This is a genomic window from Pacificibacter marinus (assembly GCF_018860505.1).
GTDB classification, from domain to species: domain Bacteria; phylum Pseudomonadota; class Alphaproteobacteria; order Rhodobacterales; family Rhodobacteraceae; genus Celeribacter; species Celeribacter marinus_B.
On the sequence record NZ_JAHKPU010000019.1, the window covers coordinates 358,162 to 375,663 of the forward strand.

Sequence of the window (17,502 nt, forward strand, 5' to 3'; positions counted from 1 at the left end):
CGAAATACCAAGTGATTTCATAACTTTTGGCGTGTAAAAGACTGATAACATCAAGGATATACGATGCAACACTCAGCCCCTAAGACCAGCGGACATATGGTAAGGTTCTTTGCCGCCGCGACATGCCTTCCCGTTTTTTTGTTGGCGCTCGGCGCAACATTTGGGGGCATTTGGACCATTACGTCACTGATTTATATGACAATATTGTCATATGGGCTTGATATGCTGGTGCGTTTTATACGTTCGCCATCAGACCCTGAAACCGAATTTCCCGCAGCAAATACCTTATCTGCGATCTTGGCTATCGCGCATTTTTTGCTTTTGCCTTTGGTCATTTATGCTTTGTCACATGGCGCCCTAGGCAATTGGGAAAAATTTTCTGTATTTCTCGCAACGGGTTTGTTTTTTGGGCAGGTTTCCAATTCCAACGCTCACGAGCTGGTACATCGCACAGGGCCGCTTTACCGTCGTTTGGGGACTTGGGTCTATATTTCGATCCTGTTCGGACATCACGCTTCCGCACATCCGAAAGTGCATCACCGATTTGTGGCGACTGATATGGACCCAAATTCTGCCCCCAAAGGCATGAGCTTTTACCGCTTTTTACCCCGCGCTTGGATCGGCTCATTTAAGGCAGGGTTGTTGGCAGAAAGCACCATGCGGTCACAAGCAAACAAAGGAGGCGTTCACCCCTATGCGTTATACCTTGGCGGTGCGTTGTTCTGCTTAATCTTGGCCGCATTAATCGGCGGGTTTTCAGGACTTATCATATACATAGCTCTGTCCTTCTATGCCTCAAGCCAGTTGATGCTGTCTGATTATGTGCAACACTACGGGCTGCGCCGCAATGCCTTGCCAAGTGGCGGGTTCGAACCTGTTGGGCCAGCGCATTCGTGGAACAGCCCGCATTGGTTCAGCTCTTTTTTGATGCTGAATGCACCGCGTCATTCCGATCATCACGCACATCCTATGACGCCCTATGTGGCGCTTGAGGTTACCCCCGATATGCCAATGTGGCCACGCCCCCTGCCAGCGATGGCAACCCTCGCTTTAATCCCAAGTGCTTGGCGCCACGTGATGGACCGCCGTGTGGACCGGATCATGGCGCAACGCGAGGTTGATACGACACGAATAAGTTAACCAATTACCAACAAAGTGACTGGCCTGACGATGTTTCTAATGGCAAAGTTAGCAAATGATTAAACATGTCCTTCTCCCACTCGCTGTAACTCTGATCACAGCCACAGCCGCCGCCACCGCCGAACCTTTGTCCGGCGCTGAATTTGACGCTTATGCCACAGGCAAAACGCTGACATTTGCAGAAAACGGCGAACCTTATGGGGCCGAACAATACCTGCCAAACAACCGCGTTCGCTGGGCCTTTGACGAAGACACCTGTATGGAAGGTGTTTGGTATGAAAAAGAAGACAACATTTGCTTTGTTTACCAAGATGGCGCAGCGCCGCAGTGTTGGAGTTTTTATCTTGAAGACGACAAGCTCACAGCTGTTTTCAACGGCGACAGCAGCACAGAATTGTATGAGGCTTGGGCAACCGACGGTCCTTTGGCCTGCATGGCACCGGGTTTGGGCGTTTAAGCCCAGATCACGATTTATAAGACACTGTTTCTAAAACAAAGATCCCTGATCTGGGGCTGGGGGCTTTTGTTTTTTGGGCTTAGGCTTAGGTTTCTCTGTCGGAACCGTAGATGCAGTGACTGCAGAGGCCGAGACCACGCCAGTCAACTGCGCACGTCCATCGGAAAACTGAACCTCGTGCATTTTAGCCGCATCGGTCACAGAGGTCACCAAGCCACCAGACACATCTCGGATCACAGCATATCCACGTTTGAGCGTTTCCTCATATCCCATAGCTTGGCGCATGGCCTCAAGGCGCTCAAGTCTTTGACGGCGTTGTTGTTCTTGTGCGCGCGCGGCAAGAACAAGACGTGCAGAGACTTGATCAAAACGATCACGCTTGCGCTGCGTAAGTTCGGCCAAACGCGCGGGATCAAGGCTGCGTGCCGATGCGTTCAACCGCTCACGACCACGGTCCACTTTGGTTTTCAGCACTCCCAATCGCAGCCCCGCAGAGGTCGAGGTCAAACGATTGCGCTGCTTGCTGACGCTCAAGACCAAGGCCCGCCCCAACCGCGCATCGGCCTGATCAACGCGTTGACGCGGCACGTCCAACAGGCGGTCTTTGGCAGGCATGATCCGTGCCAAATCCGACAAGCGTTGCTTGCGGCGTTGCAAACTTTGATTAAGCCCCCGCGCCATGCGGCCCTTTTGCTCTTGGATCAAAACCCATAATTCGCGGCGCACCGGCACGGCTATTTCAGCCGCAGCGGTCGGCGTGGGCGCGCGCATGTCTGAGGCGAAATCGATCAAAGTGGTGTCCGTCTCGTGTCCCACAGCAGAAATCAGCGGAATATGTGAAGCCGCAGCGGCACGCACGACGATTTCCTCGTTAAACCCCCAAAGGTCTTCGACAGAGCCACCGCCCCGCGCCACAATCAACAAATCAGGGCGCGGAATCACACCGTCCACAGGCATGGCATTAAACTGTTCAATCGCATTGGCCACTTCGCGCGCACTGTTTTGCCCTTGCACGGCCACAGGCCAGATCAAAACATGGCGTGGAAACCGGTCACGCAAGCGGTGTAAAATATCGCGGATCACCGCCCCAGACGGCGATGTCACAACCCCCACCACTTCGGGCAAATAAGGGATAGGTTGCTTGCGCCCCGCATCAAACAGCCCTTCTGCGGCCAATGCTTTTTTACGCTTTTCCAGCATCGCCATCAAAGCGCCAGCCCCTGCGGGCTCGATACTATCGACGATCAACTGATAACGCGATCCGCCGGGAAATGTCGTCATTCGACCTGTGGCGATGACCTCCATCCCCTCTTCGGGGCGCACGTCCATTTTGGCGACTTGGCCTTTCCAAGACACAGCGTTGATCACAGCTTTGTCGTCTTTAAGGTCAAAATACATATGCCCAGAGCGCGGCATCGACACACGGCCGACTTCGGCACGGACCCGCACGAATCCAAATTCCCCCTCGATCATCTTTTTCACAGCGCCCGAAAGCTCAGACACCGTGAATTCAGGAGCATTTGAGGTGCCTTTTGGGGCTTCGTCTTCGAAAAGATCGGACATAGGGGGCGCACGCCTTATTTGGTCAACGAGTTAGACTTGTGTCAGCTTGGGTCAGACTTTAGAACGCCAACAACAAAAGGTGAAGCATAGGAATTGGCGCGATGAACATTCTCATTCTCGGATCTGGTGGACGTGAACATGCGCTTGCATGGGCGGTGCTGCAAAACCCCAAATGCGACAAGCTGATCGTGGCCCCTGGCAACGCAGGCATCGCCGCAATTGCAGAATGCGCGCATTTTGACATTAACGATGGCGATGCGGTGCTTAGTTTTGTCGAAGAAAACGCCATCGAGTTTGTGATCATCGGACCAGAAGCGCCTTTGGCCGCGGGCGTGGCTGACGTGTTGCGTTCTGCTAATGTTTTGACATTTGGCCCCTCACAAGCGGCAGCTCAGCTTGAGGCCTCTAAAAGCTTTACCAAAGAAATATGTGATGCGTCTGGCGCACCAACTGCAGGCTACGCACATTTTACCGATGCCGAGGCCGCCAAAACCTATATCCGTGCCCAAGGCGCGCCGATTGTGGTGAAAGCCGATGGTCTGGCCGCTGGCAAAGGTGTGATTGTGGCGATGGAGCTGCAAGAGGCATTGGACGCCGTGGACGACATGTTCGGCGGTGAATTTGGTGCCGCTGGCGCGGAAGTCGTGGTTGAGGAGTTCATGGACGGCGAAGAAGCGTCTTGGTTTATCTTGTGTGACGGGACCAACGTTTTGCCCGTAGGGACTGCGCAAGATCACAAACGCGTTGGCGATGGTGACACAGGGCCGAACACAGGCGGCATGGGTGCGTATTCCCCTGCGCCAGTGATGACCGACAGCGTGATCCAAAAAGCCATGGATGAAATCGTCAAGCCGACTGTAGCCGAAATGGCCAAGCGCGGCATGCCTTATCAAGGGGTGCTATATGCGGGCTTTATGATCAAAGATGGCCAACCGCGCCTTGTGGAATACAATTGTCGTTTTGGTGACCCTGAATGTCAGGTGTTGATGATGCGTCTGGGCGCACAAGCGCTTGATCTGTTGATTGCCACAGCTGAGGGCACTCTTGATGCAGCTCAAGCCAATTGGGCCGATGATCACGCATTGACGGTTGTGATGGCCGCAGATGGCTATCCGGCAGCGTACAAAAAAGGCACTGAGATCAAAGGCCTGAGCACCTTGCCTGCCGACAGCAATCGCATGGTGTTTCATGCGGGCACTGCGTCCAAAGAGGGTGCAATTGTCGCCTCTGGCGGGCGAGTGTTAAACGTGACAGCGCGTGGGCCATCACTGCAAGAGGCGCGTGATGCGGCTTACGCGATGATCGATGGCATTGATTGGCCCGAAGGGTTCAACCGCTCAGACATTGGCTGGCGCGCGCTTTAATCGGCCCCCCACGAGAAGTTGAAAACGCCGCCCATCTTGGAGCGGCGTTTTTCTTTGGTCAAAATAATACCTGCAATTGTCTTGGGTTTCTTAACCTCTTGATCGCGTTTACCATTTCTTAAGGTTAATCCACGATAAAGGGATCAAGAACCAAAGGGTGAAACCCGAAATACATGAATGACACAAGCGGCAAAGCCACTGGTGGGTTCTTGGAAATACAAAAGGCGCGCTCGAACGGCGCGCCTTTTGGTTGTTTTGTATTTATTTTGAGTGCCTAGTTTCCTGCCCTCGCAAGCGTGTTCGGGCGTTCCCGACTTCAATAAGGTCCACCAGACCCTTTGATCTCACATGCGGTGAGACGCAAAACAGGCACCCTGCCCTCGCAAGCGTGCTCGGGCGTTCGCGACTTCAAAAGGTCCACCAGACCTTTTGATCTCACCTGCGGTGAGACCGCCGCTCACCCCATACGCTCACTGGCATAGCTTCCAGGCGAGGCTGGGAACACGACCGTTTTGTTGCCATTGATAAACACCCGATGGTGGATATGCGCGTGGATGGCACGGCTCAGCACCTGCGCTTCCACATCACGCCCCAAAGACACGTAATCATCCGCACTTTGCGCATGGGTGATGCGTACTGTGTCTTGCTCAATGATTGGGCCTTCATCCAAATCAGCCGTCACGTAATGCGCCGTCGCACCGATCAGTTTCACACCACGCTCGAACGCTTGTTTGTAAGGATTGGCGCCCTTGAAGGACGGCAAGAACGAATGATGGATGTTGATGATGCGACCAGACATCTGCTGACACATATCATCCGACAAAATTTGCATATAACGCGCCAAAACAATCAGTTCGGCACCAGTGTCTTTGACCACTTGCATGATCGCTGCTTCGGCCTCTGATTTGTTTTCTTTGGTGACCTTGATGCAGTGGAACGGAATGTCGTGATTGACCACAACCTTTTGATAGTCCATGTGATTCGAGATCACGCCGACGATATCAATCGGCAAAGCACCGATACGCCAGCGGTACAAAAGATCATTTAAACAATGACCAAAACGCGAGACCATCAAGACGACTTTCATCTTTGTTGCCTCGTTATGCATCGACCATTGCATATCAAGCTCTTTTGCAACAGGCGCAAAGCCGTCCATAAGCGTCGCCTCATCCAAACCCTGTTCTGAGACAAAGCTCACACGCATAAAAAACTGCCCCGTACCAGGGTCATCAAACTGCGTGGAATCGGATATGTTACAGCCAAGATCCGCCAGCTTACCTGAAATCGCCGCAACGACACCGCGGGTAGACCGACAGGTGACGGTTAAAACATGTGAGGTCATAGTGCGGTGTCCTTGGTGTTTAATGTGTTAAAAGCTTTTATGCTTCAAGGTCTAAGACCTCAGCCCTATTCGCCTGTCTCACAGGTCAAAAAGGGATCGAAACTCTTTGCGCCAGTGTAGGGCGCACTCGTATTGCTGTGCAAAGCACCATCCACAAACTGTGTCTCGACGATGTTTTTCCAATCTGCATCGGCAGTGACAATCACCGGCGCTTGCTCCGCGCAATTGCGCACACCACCTTCGATCATAGGCGCTTGGTAGTGATGGTTTGTCAGCCCTGCTTTGGACACAAGTTCAGAGGTCGTGCCTGCCGCCCCATCGATGTCGACAGACAAAAGCCGCAGCACCTTGGCCAAATGCGGACGATCCACATAAGCAACCTCGTCCACACCATCACCGTTAAAATCTGCAATCCCTACGATGGCCAGCCAACGATTGCGGGTGCCGATGGGGGGATTGGCCGCGACAGGAATCAATGCATCATCACGAAGCGTGAACACCTGAACCCGCGCCCCTGCTGTAAACGTTGAGACGACAGTGACAATCTCAGGCGAGCCATCCTTGTCAAAGTCATGCAAACGCGGCGCGGTGTCTTCAAAAATAGCACTGCGATAGGTCACGCCAAGACGTTTACCGTCCGACAAGGTCACCTCAAGCTCGGCATGTTCCCCGCCCGCGACAGCCCCATGCCCGTAAGCATCGGTCAATGTGACGTATTTGGCAGAAACGATACTTTGCGCATCGGCAGCAAAGGCGCACAGGGCCGCGCCCGCAACGAGAACAGCCCCAAACCGCATCAGATTTGTTTTTCAGGCAGGTTCACAACCAAACCGTCCAAAGCGTCTGTCACTTTGATTTGGCAGGTCAAGCGTGATCGCGCTGGGTCTGGCTGAAAAGCGAAATCGAGCATGTCTTCTTCCATGGGGTCGATAGGCGTTAGTTTTTCCACCCACTCAGGAGCCACATAAACATGACAGGTGGAACAGGCGCAGGCTCCGCCGCAATCGGCGTCGATACCGGGCACATTATTGTCACGCGCGCCTTCCATAACCGTCCGGCCAGTTGGCACGTCAATGACATGTTCTGTGCCGCCAAATTCAACATAGGTGATTTTCGCCATTGGAGATCCTATCTGCAGTCCACTAAAGTTAGTTGGAAACTATCGTGCTCGCGTGACTAAGAAAAGAGTGCATTGCCGCGTTTACACGCCTATTCATGATCATAATGGCGTAACGTCCTTGCAATTTTGCGCAATAGTGACACGCATCATGTGCCTTTATGCGCAGGCCTTTCACAGCTGTTGGTTTGACGCTATGCTGATGTCAATGATCCAAAAACGGACACCGAGCAAATGATACAGGCTTTGATCCTTCCATCTCGCATGGCGCTGCGATTTTGTGGTGCAGTAACTCTGTTCGTAAGCCTTAGCGCTTGCCAAATGTCGGCTCCCACGGATGAAATTCTACGCGCAGGTGATGCGACCTCGGCCCCTCCTGGGGCTGATCCCGATGCTTGCTACGGGCGCCATACAACACCTGCGATTGTTGAAACAGTAACCGAACAGGTGTTGGTGCAGCCGCCGCAAATCAATGCAGATGGATCGGTATCCTATCCTGCGATTTACCGCACTGAAACGCGGCAAGACATTGTGCGCGAACGCAAAGAACTGTGGTTTGAAACGCTGTGTGCCGATGCGCTCACCCCGCAATTCATTGCCTCAGTGCAGCGCGCCTTGGCCGTGCGCGAAGTTTACTCTGGGCAAGTCAATGGCAAGCTTGACCGTGCCACGCGCCGCGCAATCGCCGCCTATCAAAAGCCCGAAGGGTTGGACAGCGAGATCCTGTCATTGGCCGCCGCACGCAAACTTGGACTGGTGGAAATGCCGCGTCCCGCGTGAGAACAATAAATCGGAGTTTCAAACGTAAAAAGGGGCAGTCATTAGACCGCCCCTTTTATAATATTTAAGCTGTCTTACGACATCATTCTTCTGAGACACCAAGAGCCACGAAACGTGGTTCACCCGCACGGCGTACCATCAAAAGAACGGTCTTGCGGCCTGCCTCACGCGCATCTTCAGCACGTAGTTTTAGGTCATCCGCAGAGGCAATCTTTTCTTGGCCAGCCTCAACAATCACGTCCCCAGACCGCAGACCTTTTGCAAAGGCTTCAGAGGCCTCATCAACGTCAACCACGGCCAGACCATCTGTGCCGCGCGCAACGCCAAGCTGCTCACGCAACTCATTGTTAAGCGGCATTACTGTCAGGCCAAAGAGTGTCGTATCCTCAGGCTCAACAGACTCATTACCTGCAACAGGAAAGGCTACATTTTCTGCCTCTTCGCGACGACCAAGCGTCACCATCAGCGTTTTGGTTTTGCCATCACGGAACACCACAACACGAACAGCTTTGCCCACTTCCGTTTCGCCGACAGTGCGCACCAAGCCATTGGCGTCTTCGACATCTTTGTTGTCAAAGGACAAGATCACATCACCAGCCTCAAGACCTGCGTCTTTTGATGGGCCTTCTGGTACATCCGTGACCAAAGCACCTGATGCAGTTTCAAGCCCCATGGCTTCGGCGACATCATCGGACACAGTTTGGATTTTCACGCCCAACCAACCACGACGGGTTTCACCGAATTCAGTCAACTGATTTGTCACGCGCGAGACAACATTTGACGCCATAGAAAAGCCGATACCGATAGAACCACCGTTCGGGGACAAGATAGCCGTGTTCACGCCGATAACTTCGCCTTCCATGTTAAACAACGGACCGCCAGAGTTACCGCGGTTGATTGCTGCATCGGTTTGGATGTAGTCGTCATAAGCACCTTGCAAGGCACGGCCACGTTGCGAAACGATGCCGGCAGAGATAGAGAACCCTTGGCCAAGCGGGTTGCCCATAGCCATCACCCAATCGCCCATACGCGCCATATTACTGTCGCCAAAACTGACGAACTTCAACGGCTTGTCACTTTCAACTTTGAGCACAGCGATATCAGTTTTGGGGTCAGTACCAACCAAAGTGGCAGGTAAAACGAAGCCTTCAAAGAATTCGATTTCGATCTCATCAGCGCCTTCAATCACGTGATTGTTGGTGACGATGTAGCCGTCTTCAGAGATAACAAAACCTGATCCCAGTGCATTGCTACGACGCGGGGCTGTATTGTTGCCGCCCTGCCCGCCACGATCCATGAAGTCTTTAAAGAAGTCCTCAAAGGGCGACCCAGGGGGCACCATTGGCGTATCTTGAGTTGAAGCCTCAACGATGGTGGTCGTCGTGATGTTCACAACGGCAGGGCTAACTTGCTCAGCCAAGTCCGCGAAACTGTCAGGTGCGCCGCGCGCATCTACCGTTGTGGCTTGGAGCATTAAGGCGACGGCCCCGATCAGGGCCACAAACATAGCCCGCATTTGCGAGCGTTTGCTGTCGGTTTTAAATGGAATGGCGATTGCCGTGGTCATAGGACTCTTTCCTCCGTAATGCACGCGCATCAAACGTCGCGTGACGCTTTAGTCTACCAATATCGGTAAAGATAAGCACTATTGGGCGCAACTCAATGTCAGTCGCGTTCAGTCAACTGCATGTGATCGCTGCGTGAAACAAAATAGAGGAAAAATGCGTTCACATTCCCCATATTTATGGGCTTTGGACAAAAGAAAAGGGCCAACGTAAACACGCTGGCCCCTAAAAATTGTTTCAAGATCGAACCTTAGCGACCGTCAGAGGACTTCAAATAATCAAAGAATTCTGAGTCAGGAGAGATCACCATCGAGGTGGTGTCTCCGGTCAAACCAGCGCGGTACGCATTCAGTGAGCGATAGAATTCAAAGAATTCAGGGTCTGCACCAAAGGCGTTCGCAAAGATCCGGTTGCGTTCAGCGTCAGCTTCACCACGGGTGATCTCAGCTTGACGACTCGCATCAGATTCAAGTTCAACCACAGTCCGGTCAGCTTGCGCCCGCACACGTTGCGCGGCTTCTTCACCACGTGCACGCTCGTCCGCGGCTTCGCGTTCACGTTCTGCACGCATCCGCGCAAATGTCGCATCCAAGTTTTGCTCTGGCAAGTCTGTTTGCTTGAGACGTACGTCCAGAATATCCACCCCAAGTTGGGCGGCACGGGTGCGTGCTTGTTCCGTGACTTGCTGCATCAAAACGGTCCGTTCAGCTGACAAAATGGTGTTAGATGTCACACCATCGGCCCCCAAAACGGCACGAATACGGTCAATGATGATGCCGTTCAAATCGACCTCAGCTTTGCGCAAACCGCCTGTAGACACAGCGCGTTTGAATTTCACGACGTCCACAATACGGTAGCGGGCGAAAGCATCAACCACGAGACGACGATCATCTGAGGGCGTGACTTCGGTTTCCGCCGTATCAAGCGACAGAATGCGATCGTCAAAATATTCCACGGTTTGAATCAGCGGAATTTTGAATGCCACACCTGGTTCTTCTTTGACGGCTTTAATTTGACCGAACTGAATGACCAAGGCCTTTTGGCGTTCATCCACAATGTAGATCGACGACATGAACACAACGACGACAATCACGAGGCCGATGAAAAGTACTGGAAGCTTTTTCATTAGTTGGTCCCCCCGTTTTTCTTGAGTTCATTGAGCGGCAAATACGGCACGATGCCAGATCCTTCGCTGCCTTCATCCAGAATGATTTTATCCACGCCGCTGTAAACCTCTTCGATGGTTTCCAAATACAGGCGTTTACGGGTCACTTCTGGGGCGAGTTGGTATTCACCTAAAACGGCTGTGAAACGGGACGCTTCACCTTGAGCCTCATTCACAACGCGTGCGCGGTAACCTTCGGCTTGTTCCAGAATACTGGCAGATGTACCACGTGCGCCCGCAACAACTGTGTTGGCATAGGCATCCGCTTGGCGTTCCAAACGGTCGCGTTCTTGTTCAGCCGCTTGAACATCACGGAAGGCGTTGATCACTTCGACAGGCGGGTCCGCTTTGTCGAGGTTGACACGCACAATAGAAATACCCGCATCGAGATCATCCAAAGTCGATTGGATCAGTTCTTTGGCGTTGTCAGAAATTTGGCCACGGTCCCTGTTGAGGATCGGAGACAACTGCCGTGAGGCAATGATTTCGCGCATTGAGGATTCACTGACAGCACGCACAGTGCCGCGCGGATCCGCAAGGTTGAACAGATACTTAGAGGAATCGTTGATGTTCCAAACCACTTGGAAATCGATGTCCACGATGTTTTCATCCGTGGTCAGCATCAAGCCATCATTGTCAGCAGAGCCAGCGCCAATGCTTTCAGAGCGTTGCCCTGTCACGTTGACCAATTCATGCGTCACAAAAGGCCAAGGCGCGAATTGCAGACCCTCAGTGGTGGTGCGGTGGTATTGACCCAAGAACAGCTCAACGCCGTTTTGTTCTGTTTGCACAGCATAAAATGAACTGAACGCCCAAATGCCAATAGCCCCTAAAGCGCCAAGGCCAATCCAAGCTTTTGGAATCTTGCCAGGGCCGCCAGTGCCGTTCGGACCAGCCCCAGTGCCATTGCCCCCGCCTTTGCCGCCCATCAAGACCTTAAGGTATTCATTGCCTTTGCCCAGCAACTCATCGATCTCGGGGATTTGGGGCTGATTGCCACCATTCGGACGGCGGTCGCCGCCTGAGTTTTTATCATCGTTCGAAGGCCCGTTGCCGCGATTTCCACCGCCGCCCGATCCCCATGGTCCGCCGTTATTGCTGGCCATTTAGGTCTGTTCCTCTCTCAAAAACTATTGGCACAACCACAGACATCCGCAGTAGGCCAAGGCTTGCGCTTAAAATGTTCTTTTTAGGGGCAGGTTTCAAGGGCAGCGCGCCAGTGCGCGCTGCAATTATGTGTTTTTACATGATGTTTTTTGCCCCAGAGCAGGCGCAGACCCTATTTGTGGACGCGCACGGGCTCTTTCATCAGCACGATTTCTTCGGCCATGGTCGGGTGCACCGCAACTGTGGCGTCAAAATCTTCTTTGGTGGCCCCCATTTTCACGGCCACGCCTGCAAGCTGGATCATTTCGCCCGCATGAGGCGCGATGATGTGACAGCCCAAGACTTTGCGCGTGTTCACACAAACGATCAACTTGAACATCACCCGTTCATTTTTTTCGATGAATGCATTTTGCATGGGGCGGAAGGCGGCAGAATAGACCTCGACAGGGCCTTCCTCACGAGCTTGCTCTTCTGACAATCCCACGGCACCATATTCAGGCTGGGTGAAAATGGCTGACGGCACATTGGCGTGATCCGGTTTCATCGGATTGCCTTTGAACACCGTTTCATGAAAAGCCACGGCTTCGCGGATGGCCACGGGTGTCAGTTGGATACGGTTGGTCACATCGCCCACAGCATAGATCGACGGGATATTGGTTTGGCTGTAATCATCAACCACAACTTCGCCAGACCGCCCTTGCTCCACGCCAACAGCTTCAAGGCCAAGGCCGTCCACTTTTGGTGTGCGGCCAGTGGCATAAAGCACCACGTCGAACACCTTGGTGTTGCCGTCCGTAGATGTCACATGCAAGCCGTCGTCTTTTTTGTCGATGCTTTCGACGTCTGTGCCCGTGTGCAAATGAATGCCTTGGTCCTTGATCACTTCGGCAATATGGCCACGTGCTTCATCATCGAATCCGCGCAAAATCTGCGCGCCACGGTAGTATTGCGACGTTTCCGCCCCCAAACCGTTAAAGATGCAAGCGAACTCGGATGCGATATAACCACCGCCCACGATCAAGATACGTTTTGGCAGCTCGGGAATATCAAAAATTTCATTGGATGTGATCGCGTGTTCGATGCCGGGCACGTTTTGAGGCACGAATGGCGTGCCGCCTGTGGCGATCAAGATGTGCTTTGCTGTGACTTCTGTGCCGTCAGCCAAGACAACAGTATGCGCGTCTTTGACCGTGGCGCGTTGGTGGAAAATCTCAACACCCGCATTGCCAGCGTTTTTGGTATAGATGGCTTCCAAACGCGACAGCTCTGCCTTCAAGCGCGCTTGGAATGACGCCCAGTTGAACTCGCCAATTGAGATATCCCACCCGTAAGAGGCAGCCTCGGTAGCTGCGCCGGAATATTGAGACGCGAACACCATCAGCTTTTTCGGCACACAGCCTCGGATCACACATGTACCGCCCATGCGGAACTCTTCCGCCAAGGCAGCTTTGGCGCCCCCTGCTGCGGTCAAACGCGCAGCGCGTACTCCACCGGAGCCACCGCCGATTACGAAGAGATCAAAATCAAAAGTCATGTGTCACCATCCAGTCAGGGAAATTTTCAAAGTTGACGCCAAATGTAGGCATACCGCGCCCAAAACAAAACCCCGCAGCGACCTGCGGGGCGTAACTTTTCGTGATAAGAGTGAAACCATAGAAACCACGTGAGCCAACACGCTCACGGTCAGTCGATATCTGCAAAGATGTTTTCACTGTCGGCAAACTGCACCCGGTCTTCTGTGGTTTCGCCAGAGTTGATGTCATGCGTCTCGACACGTCCGTCACCATGGCCGATGACGACCACATCACAGATATCGATAAACAGACCGTTTTCCACAACACCCGGAATTTGGTTCAAGATCAACGCCAGTTGACGCGCATTGCCGATACGTTGCAGATGCAAATCGATGATATGATTGCCCTCGTCGGTGAAATAAGGCGTGTCGCCGTTCATCCGCAGCGTCGAATATTGCCCCAACACATCCATAGACACCAGCGTCTCTTCCACCAATGCTTTGGTCGTTTGCCAGCCAAAGGGGATCACTTCGACAGGTAAAGGAAACGCACCCAATGTGTCGACTTGTTTGGACACATCCGAAATAACGATCATCTGGTCGGATGCCGTGGCCACGATTTTTTCTTGCAGCAACGCCCCGCCGCCACCTTTGATCAAGTTCAATTCAACGTCGAACTCATCAGCGCCATCGATGGTCAGGTCCAGCCATTTGGCCTCATCCAAGGACATCACCCGCAGGCCTTGCTGGCGGGCCAGTTCCGCGGTGCGCGTTGATGTGGGCACACCGGTGATGCGCAGGCCCTCGTTGCGCACGCGTTCTGCCAGCAAACGCACCATCCAAGCCGCCGTCGACCCTGTGCCCAGCCCAAGTTTCATACCGTCTTCGACAAACCCAACAGCGCGTTTGGCCGCAACAAATTTGGCCGTATCGATCGGGGAAAGGGTGTCAGACATGGATGGCTCTCCGTGATTGAGTGACCGCAGCCCTTTGCAAGGCCTTAGCGTCATTTCGTATCGTCAGCATAAATCGCATTTTGGGGTTCACCCCAAGCCAACGCGATCTATTCATTCCTTATAGGCGCTCGCCCTTGGCGGTGATAGTGTGAATTCACATCCCAGTCATCGCCAAGCTTTCATTCTTGCAGCTCTTGAAATATTCACATGAGCGCACAGCTATTCACCATCCGCAGTGCCGTGATGACACCAAATAGAACTCAACTGCAGGCATCCCAGTCTGATGGACCCCATAATCCCTGTGCCAAGCTTTAGTAACGCCACAATCAAATACATACATTTGGCCCTCGGCTGGCTCTGCGTTGTGCTTGGGCTGATCGGGGCTGTGCTGCCGATTTTACCCACGACGGTGTTTTTCATTTTGGCCGCGTTCTTGTTCACCAAAGGATCGCCTCGCTTGCGCCATTGGTTGATCACTCATCCCACAGTCGGCCCAGCCATTCAGAATTGGGAAGACACAGGGTCAATCGCCCCGCGTATAAAGATGGTGGCACTGACGATGATGGGCGTCAGTTTGGCCATGTCAGTTGCATTTACCATGCCTTTAAAGATCATCATAATCCAAGGGCTGTGCATGTCTGCAGCGGCCCTGTACATTTTAACGCGACCCAATCGTTAAAGTTCAGCTTGCGCGGCAAATCCGTTTATCTCTAATAGCGTGATGAACACAGATCGTCCCGTCATTGGCATCCTTTGCATGCTCGCCTTTACCGCCCTTGCCCCCCTTATGGACGCCAGCGCAAAACTTGCATCTGATATCCACCCCACGGGGCAGATCGCAGTTGCGCGTTATTTGGTGCAGGGCGCGATTGTCTTGCCCATCGCATTGGTCTTGCGCCTCAGTTGGCGTATATCGCCGCGCGATTGGGGCCTTATAGCCCTGCGTGCGGTGTTTACACTGGGGTCAACTATATCCTTTGTGGCCGCCATCTCCGTCATGCCCTTGGCCGATGCCTTGGCCATCGTGTTTATCGAACCCTTCATTTTGATGTTTATGGGCTGGGTATTCTTGAGCGAACAGGTCGGCCCCCGCCGCATCCTTGCCTCTGGCGTCGGCTTCATTGGCGCAATGATCGTCGTGCAACCGGGTCTCTTGGCCTTTGGCTATGTCGCCCTTTGGCCCTTGGCCGCAGGATTTTTCTTTGCCGCCTATATGCTGGTGACACGCCAGTTGCGCGCTCATCCCCCTTTGGTGCTACAATCTGCCACCTCAGGATTGGCCTTGCTCTTTTCCGTCCCATTGTTGTTTGTCTTCGAAGGTCATGGCGGCATGTTTGACGCCGTTATGCCCCAAGGCGTCATGTGGATCTATCTCGCAGGCGTCGGCGTTCTCGCGACTGTGTCCCATCTGTTTTTGACCTTCGCTTTGCGTCTCGCGCCCTCCGCCACGGTCGCCCCTTTGGCCTATGCGGAAATGGCTTTTGCCACAGCCGTTGGGTTTTGGGTCTTTGGCGACTTTCCGGAAACGACAACATGGATCGGTGTCGCATTTATCGTCGGATCAGGACTGTATCTTTTGCACCGCGAACACCTCAATGCGCGACAGCTGCGCTCTCAGCCCTAAGCGCAAGACGGCTTCGTCATTGCCAGTTCAAAGCGTTCAATAAATTGGGCAAAGCGCGCCGTGGAAGAATCAGCAACATGCCATCACCATGAAAGCTCAGTTCAACCGTTTCCGCGCTTGCCTCATTTGAGGTGCCGATCCGCCCCGCCGGTCCAAAGACAATAGTGTCGATCGGCCAAAGCAAACCTTTGCTGGTTCCAGTCACAGGCATCAACGGAAACAGCGAGACCCGCGTGCCGATTTCCAGCTCAAGCCGCAAGCTGCGCGGCGCATGAATACATATGTCGATGTCACCCACAATGATGCAGTGTTTTTCAGGATAGCGCACAAGTGTGTTATAGACGGACAGCTCATGATCGATGCGCGCCCCCATGAACCCAACGCCCAAAATAAGCGCAGAGTCCACGCGGGATAGGCATTTTTCAAAATCTGTGCTGTCTTGTTCGGGGATATGATGTAAGATTTCGGTGGGCATTTTGTCACGAATGCTATGAGGCAGACTGTCAAAATCTCCGATCACGGCCTCGGGCATATGGCCCAATTCAAGCGCTGTGGCCGCCGCACCATCTGCCGCGACAAGATGGGGGGCGTGTATCAATGCGTGGTCAAGCGTTGCAGGACTCACCTTGCCACCGCCGAGCAAAGTCACCCCATTGGGGCTGGAAAGGACGTATTTTGTCATGAAGTCACCGTGCACCATTACCCGTTTTGCCACAATTAAAACACGAAATAATCAAGCTGTTTTCTTGGTTCTGTTCTAATTCTCGAACCAATTCATGGTAAATATGGCGTTGCTGAGCAAGAGCAGAAAGCGAGTGTAAGCATGGTTAGTGATAATAAAATACTGACGGTATCCTATGGAACCTTCTCCTGTACGTTGGAAGGTTTCGATGATCCGTTCTCCACAATGCGCGGCATTGCCGAGTACTTTAGGGATCTCGCGGCAGATGACCGCTACTTTGGTGCGGAACCCCCGACACCAGACGCAAACATGCTGCACTCGATTGCAGAAAAAGAAATTCAACGCCGCGTCGAAGCCAAAGTGCAAGGCAACGGCGTTGTTCTGCGTCAAATGGACGATGGCACCGCCTCACCTGCATCGGACGGCATTGCTCAGCCTGCTTCCGTGTCAGACACGGTCGCAGCCGCGCCAAAAGCAAAAAAAGCGAAACGCAAAAAAGTCAAAAAAGCGGGCAAGCCGGGCAACACCCGCGCATTGCAACGCAAAGCCGCCGCTAAAGCCAAAGCTGCGCCGGTTGTTGAAACGCCTCTTGCCGCTATTGCTGACGCTGACGATACCGCCGCAGATGACACAGACCTTGCACAGACCACTTCAGTTGAGACCAACACAGATGCTGCAGACACAGATGTAACACAAGACGCGCCGTCTCCTGCCACACCAGCACCAGCCATAGACGCGCTTGAAGAGGTTTCTAAGCCTGCATCCATCGCAGACAAGCTTGAACGCATCCGCGCGGCTGTCGCCCAGCGCGGCACCTCAGTCTACGCCGAAGACCAACACGCCACAGATTCCTTTGGCGAGTCACAAGACGATTCTGTCGCCGAGGGCACATCCGCAAGCCACGATACGGATATTGTGGAACAGACTGTCACGCCAGAAGGCGCTGAGAAAACAGAAGAAGACGCAAAACTCGCTGCACAGGCCAAAGCCGCTCAAGATCGTATTGCAGCAAAACGGGCGCGTAGAATACGTTTGAAAGCGGCCGCCGCAACAAAGGCCGCCGCAGCAGCCCAAGCTGCGGATGTAGAGCAAGCCCAGATCACCGATGAGGCTGTTGAGGCTGTTGA

General features: G+C 53.3%; 16 protein-coding genes and 1 pseudogene. 7 read left to right on the plus strand and 10 right to left on the minus strand.

The features are described 5' to 3' along the window. Positions 1-63 precede the first annotated feature (63 nt). Both KO503_RS06910 and KO503_RS06915 read left to right on the plus strand, forming a co-directional pair. Positions 64-1,140 (plus strand): alkane 1-monooxygenase, encoded by a 1,077-nt coding sequence (locus tag KO503_RS06910; RefSeq protein WP_252730969.1) that lies wholly within the window; start codon positions 64-66, stop codon positions 1,138-1,140. A 55-nt stretch (positions 1,141-1,195) separates the two neighbouring features. Next, on the plus strand, positions 1,196-1,597 hold the full coding sequence (locus KO503_RS06915; protein WP_215990807.1) for a hypothetical protein: 402 nt from the start codon (positions 1,196-1,198) through the stop codon (positions 1,595-1,597). Between the two features lie 30 nt (positions 1,598-1,627). Here KO503_RS06915 and xseA read toward each other — a convergent pair whose 3' ends face one another. Beyond that, complete coding sequence (xseA, locus tag KO503_RS06920) at positions 1,628-3,160, minus strand: exodeoxyribonuclease VII large subunit (protein ID WP_215990808.1); 1,533 nt, start codon at positions 3,158-3,160, stop codon at positions 1,628-1,630. A gap of 101 nt (positions 3,161-3,261) precedes the next feature. Between xseA and purD the strand changes: the two genes are divergently transcribed. Next, positions 3,262-4,524, plus strand: coding sequence for a phosphoribosylamine--glycine ligase (purD, locus tag KO503_RS06925; RefSeq protein WP_215990809.1), 1,263 nt, complete (start codon positions 3,262-3,264; stop codon positions 4,522-4,524). Positions 4,525-4,981: 457 nt separating this feature from the next. On the opposite strand, the gene purU is transcribed toward purD, so the two are convergent. The 3 genes from purU to KO503_RS06940 all read right to left on the minus strand — a co-directional run bounded on the left by purU (position 4,982) and on the right by KO503_RS06940 (position 6,986). Beyond that, the gene (gene purU / locus KO503_RS06930) at positions 4,982-5,866 is read right to left on the minus strand and encodes a formyltetrahydrofolate deformylase (RefSeq protein ID WP_215990810.1); all 885 of its coding nucleotides are present in this window, start codon (positions 5,864-5,866) and stop codon (positions 4,982-4,984) included. Between the two features lie 65 nt (positions 5,867-5,931). Continuing rightward, positions 5,932-6,663 (minus strand): FG-GAP repeat domain-containing protein, encoded by a 732-nt coding sequence (locus tag KO503_RS06935; RefSeq protein WP_215990811.1) that lies wholly within the window; start codon positions 6,661-6,663, stop codon positions 5,932-5,934. Continuing rightward, entirely contained in the window at positions 6,663-6,986 is a 324-nt protein-coding gene (locus KO503_RS06940) for a 2Fe-2S iron-sulfur cluster-binding protein (protein ID WP_215990812.1), read from the minus strand. The genes KO503_RS06935 and KO503_RS06940 overlap by 1 nt, the downstream gene beginning before the upstream one ends. Before the next feature lie 243 nt (positions 6,987-7,229). Between KO503_RS06940 and KO503_RS06945 the strand changes: the two genes are divergently transcribed. Further along, positions 7,230-7,763 carry a peptidoglycan-binding protein gene (locus KO503_RS06945; protein ID WP_354667575.1) on the plus strand — a complete coding sequence of 178 codons (534 nt, stop codon included), beginning with the start codon at positions 7,230-7,232 and terminating at the stop codon, positions 7,761-7,763. Positions 7,764-7,845: 82 nt separating this feature from the next. Here the strand turns inward: KO503_RS06945 and KO503_RS06950 are convergent, their stop codons facing one another. The 5 genes from KO503_RS06950 to rpiA all read right to left on the minus strand — a co-directional run bounded on the left by KO503_RS06950 (position 7,846) and on the right by rpiA (position 14,069). Beyond that, complete coding sequence (locus KO503_RS06950; RefSeq protein ID WP_252730970.1) at positions 7,846-9,330, minus strand: Do family serine endopeptidase; 1,485 nt, start codon at positions 9,328-9,330, stop codon at positions 7,846-7,848. Between the two features lie 248 nt (positions 9,331-9,578). Then, positions 9,579-10,454, minus strand: coding sequence for a protease modulator HflC (gene hflC / locus KO503_RS06955; RefSeq protein WP_215990813.1), 876 nt, complete (start codon positions 10,452-10,454; stop codon positions 9,579-9,581). Beyond that, the gene (hflK, locus tag KO503_RS06960) at positions 10,454-11,599 is read right to left on the minus strand and encodes an FtsH protease activity modulator HflK (protein WP_215990814.1); all 1,146 of its coding nucleotides are present in this window, start codon (positions 11,597-11,599) and stop codon (positions 10,454-10,456) included. Before hflK ends, hflC begins: the two co-directional genes overlap by 1 nt. Positions 11,600-11,772: 173 nt before the next feature. Then, positions 11,773-13,134 carry a glutathione-disulfide reductase gene (gene gor, locus KO503_RS06965; RefSeq protein WP_215990815.1) on the minus strand — a complete coding sequence of 454 codons (1,362 nt, stop codon included), beginning with the start codon at positions 13,132-13,134 and terminating at the stop codon, positions 11,773-11,775. Between the two features lie 149 nt (positions 13,135-13,283). Further along, positions 13,284-14,069: a ribose-5-phosphate isomerase RpiA gene (gene rpiA, locus KO503_RS06970; RefSeq protein WP_215990816.1), complete on the minus strand. Its 786-nt coding sequence runs from the start codon at positions 14,067-14,069 to the stop codon at positions 13,284-13,286. Between the two features lie 283 nt (positions 14,070-14,352). Here rpiA and KO503_RS06975 point away from each other — a divergent pair, with 283 nt between their 5' ends. Beyond that, positions 14,353-14,748, plus strand: a complete 396-nt coding sequence (locus KO503_RS06975) for a YbaN family protein (protein WP_215990817.1) — start codon at positions 14,353-14,355, stop codon at positions 14,746-14,748. 42 nt (positions 14,749-14,790) lie between these two features. Beyond that, entirely contained in the window at positions 14,791-15,693 is a 903-nt protein-coding gene (locus KO503_RS06980; RefSeq protein WP_215990818.1) for a DMT family transporter, read from the plus strand. Positions 15,694-15,709: 16 nt separating this feature from the next. Here KO503_RS06980 and KO503_RS06985 read toward each other — a convergent pair whose 3' ends face one another. After that, the gene (locus tag KO503_RS06985) at positions 15,710-16,375 is read right to left on the minus strand and encodes a thiamine diphosphokinase (RefSeq protein WP_215990819.1); all 666 of its coding nucleotides are present in this window, start codon (positions 16,373-16,375) and stop codon (positions 15,710-15,712) included. Between the two features lie 141 nt (positions 16,376-16,516). On the opposite strand from KO503_RS06985, the pseudogene KO503_RS06990 reads away from it, so the two are divergent. Continuing rightward, positions 16,517-17,502, plus strand: a pseudogene (locus KO503_RS06990) (hypothetical protein); the annotation flags it as partial.

Bases quoted from the DNA above. Each gene is read 5' to 3' on its own strand.
- KO503_RS06940 (WP_215990812.1), bottom strand. From the start codon at position 6,986: ATGGCGAAAATCACCTATGTTGAATTTGGCGGCACAGAACATGTCATT.
- purU (WP_215990810.1), bottom strand. From the start codon at position 5,866: ATGACCTCACATGTTTTAACCGTCACCTGTCGGTCTACCCGCGGTGTC.
- xseA (WP_215990808.1), bottom strand. From the start codon at position 3,160: ATGTCCGATCTTTTCGAAGACGAAGCCCCAAAAGGCACCTCAAATGCT.
- hflK (WP_215990814.1), bottom strand. From the start codon at position 11,599: ATGGCCAGCAATAACGGCGGACCATGGGGATCGGGCGGCGGTGGAAAT.
- hflC (WP_215990813.1), bottom strand. From the start codon at position 10,454: ATGAAAAAGCTTCCAGTACTTTTCATCGGCCTCGTGATTGTCGTCGTT.
- KO503_RS06915 (WP_215990807.1), top strand. From the start codon at position 1,196: ATGATTAAACATGTCCTTCTCCCACTCGCTGTAACTCTGATCACAGCC.
- KO503_RS06935 (WP_215990811.1), bottom strand. From the start codon at position 6,663: ATGCGGTTTGGGGCTGTTCTCGTTGCGGGCGCGGCCCTGTGCGCCTTT.
- rpiA (WP_215990816.1), bottom strand. From the start codon at position 14,069: ATGTCTGACACCCTTTCCCCGATCGATACGGCCAAATTTGTTGCGGCC.
- KO503_RS06985 (WP_215990819.1), bottom strand. From the start codon at position 16,375: ATGACAAAATACGTCCTTTCCAGCCCCAATGGGGTGACTTTGCTCGGC.
- KO503_RS06910 (WP_252730969.1), top strand. From the start codon at position 64: ATGCAACACTCAGCCCCTAAGACCAGCGGACATATGGTAAGGTTCTTT.
- KO503_RS06980 (WP_215990818.1), top strand. From the start codon at position 14,791: ATGAACACAGATCGTCCCGTCATTGGCATCCTTTGCATGCTCGCCTTT.
- KO503_RS06950 (WP_252730970.1), bottom strand. From the start codon at position 9,330: ATGACCACGGCAATCGCCATTCCATTTAAAACCGACAGCAAACGCTCG.
- gor (WP_215990815.1), bottom strand. From the start codon at position 13,134: ATGACTTTTGATTTTGATCTCTTCGTAATCGGCGGTGGCTCCGGTGGA.
- KO503_RS06975 (WP_215990817.1), top strand. From the start codon at position 14,353: ATGGACCCCATAATCCCTGTGCCAAGCTTTAGTAACGCCACAATCAAA.
- purD (WP_215990809.1), top strand. From the start codon at position 3,262: ATGAACATTCTCATTCTCGGATCTGGTGGACGTGAACATGCGCTTGCA.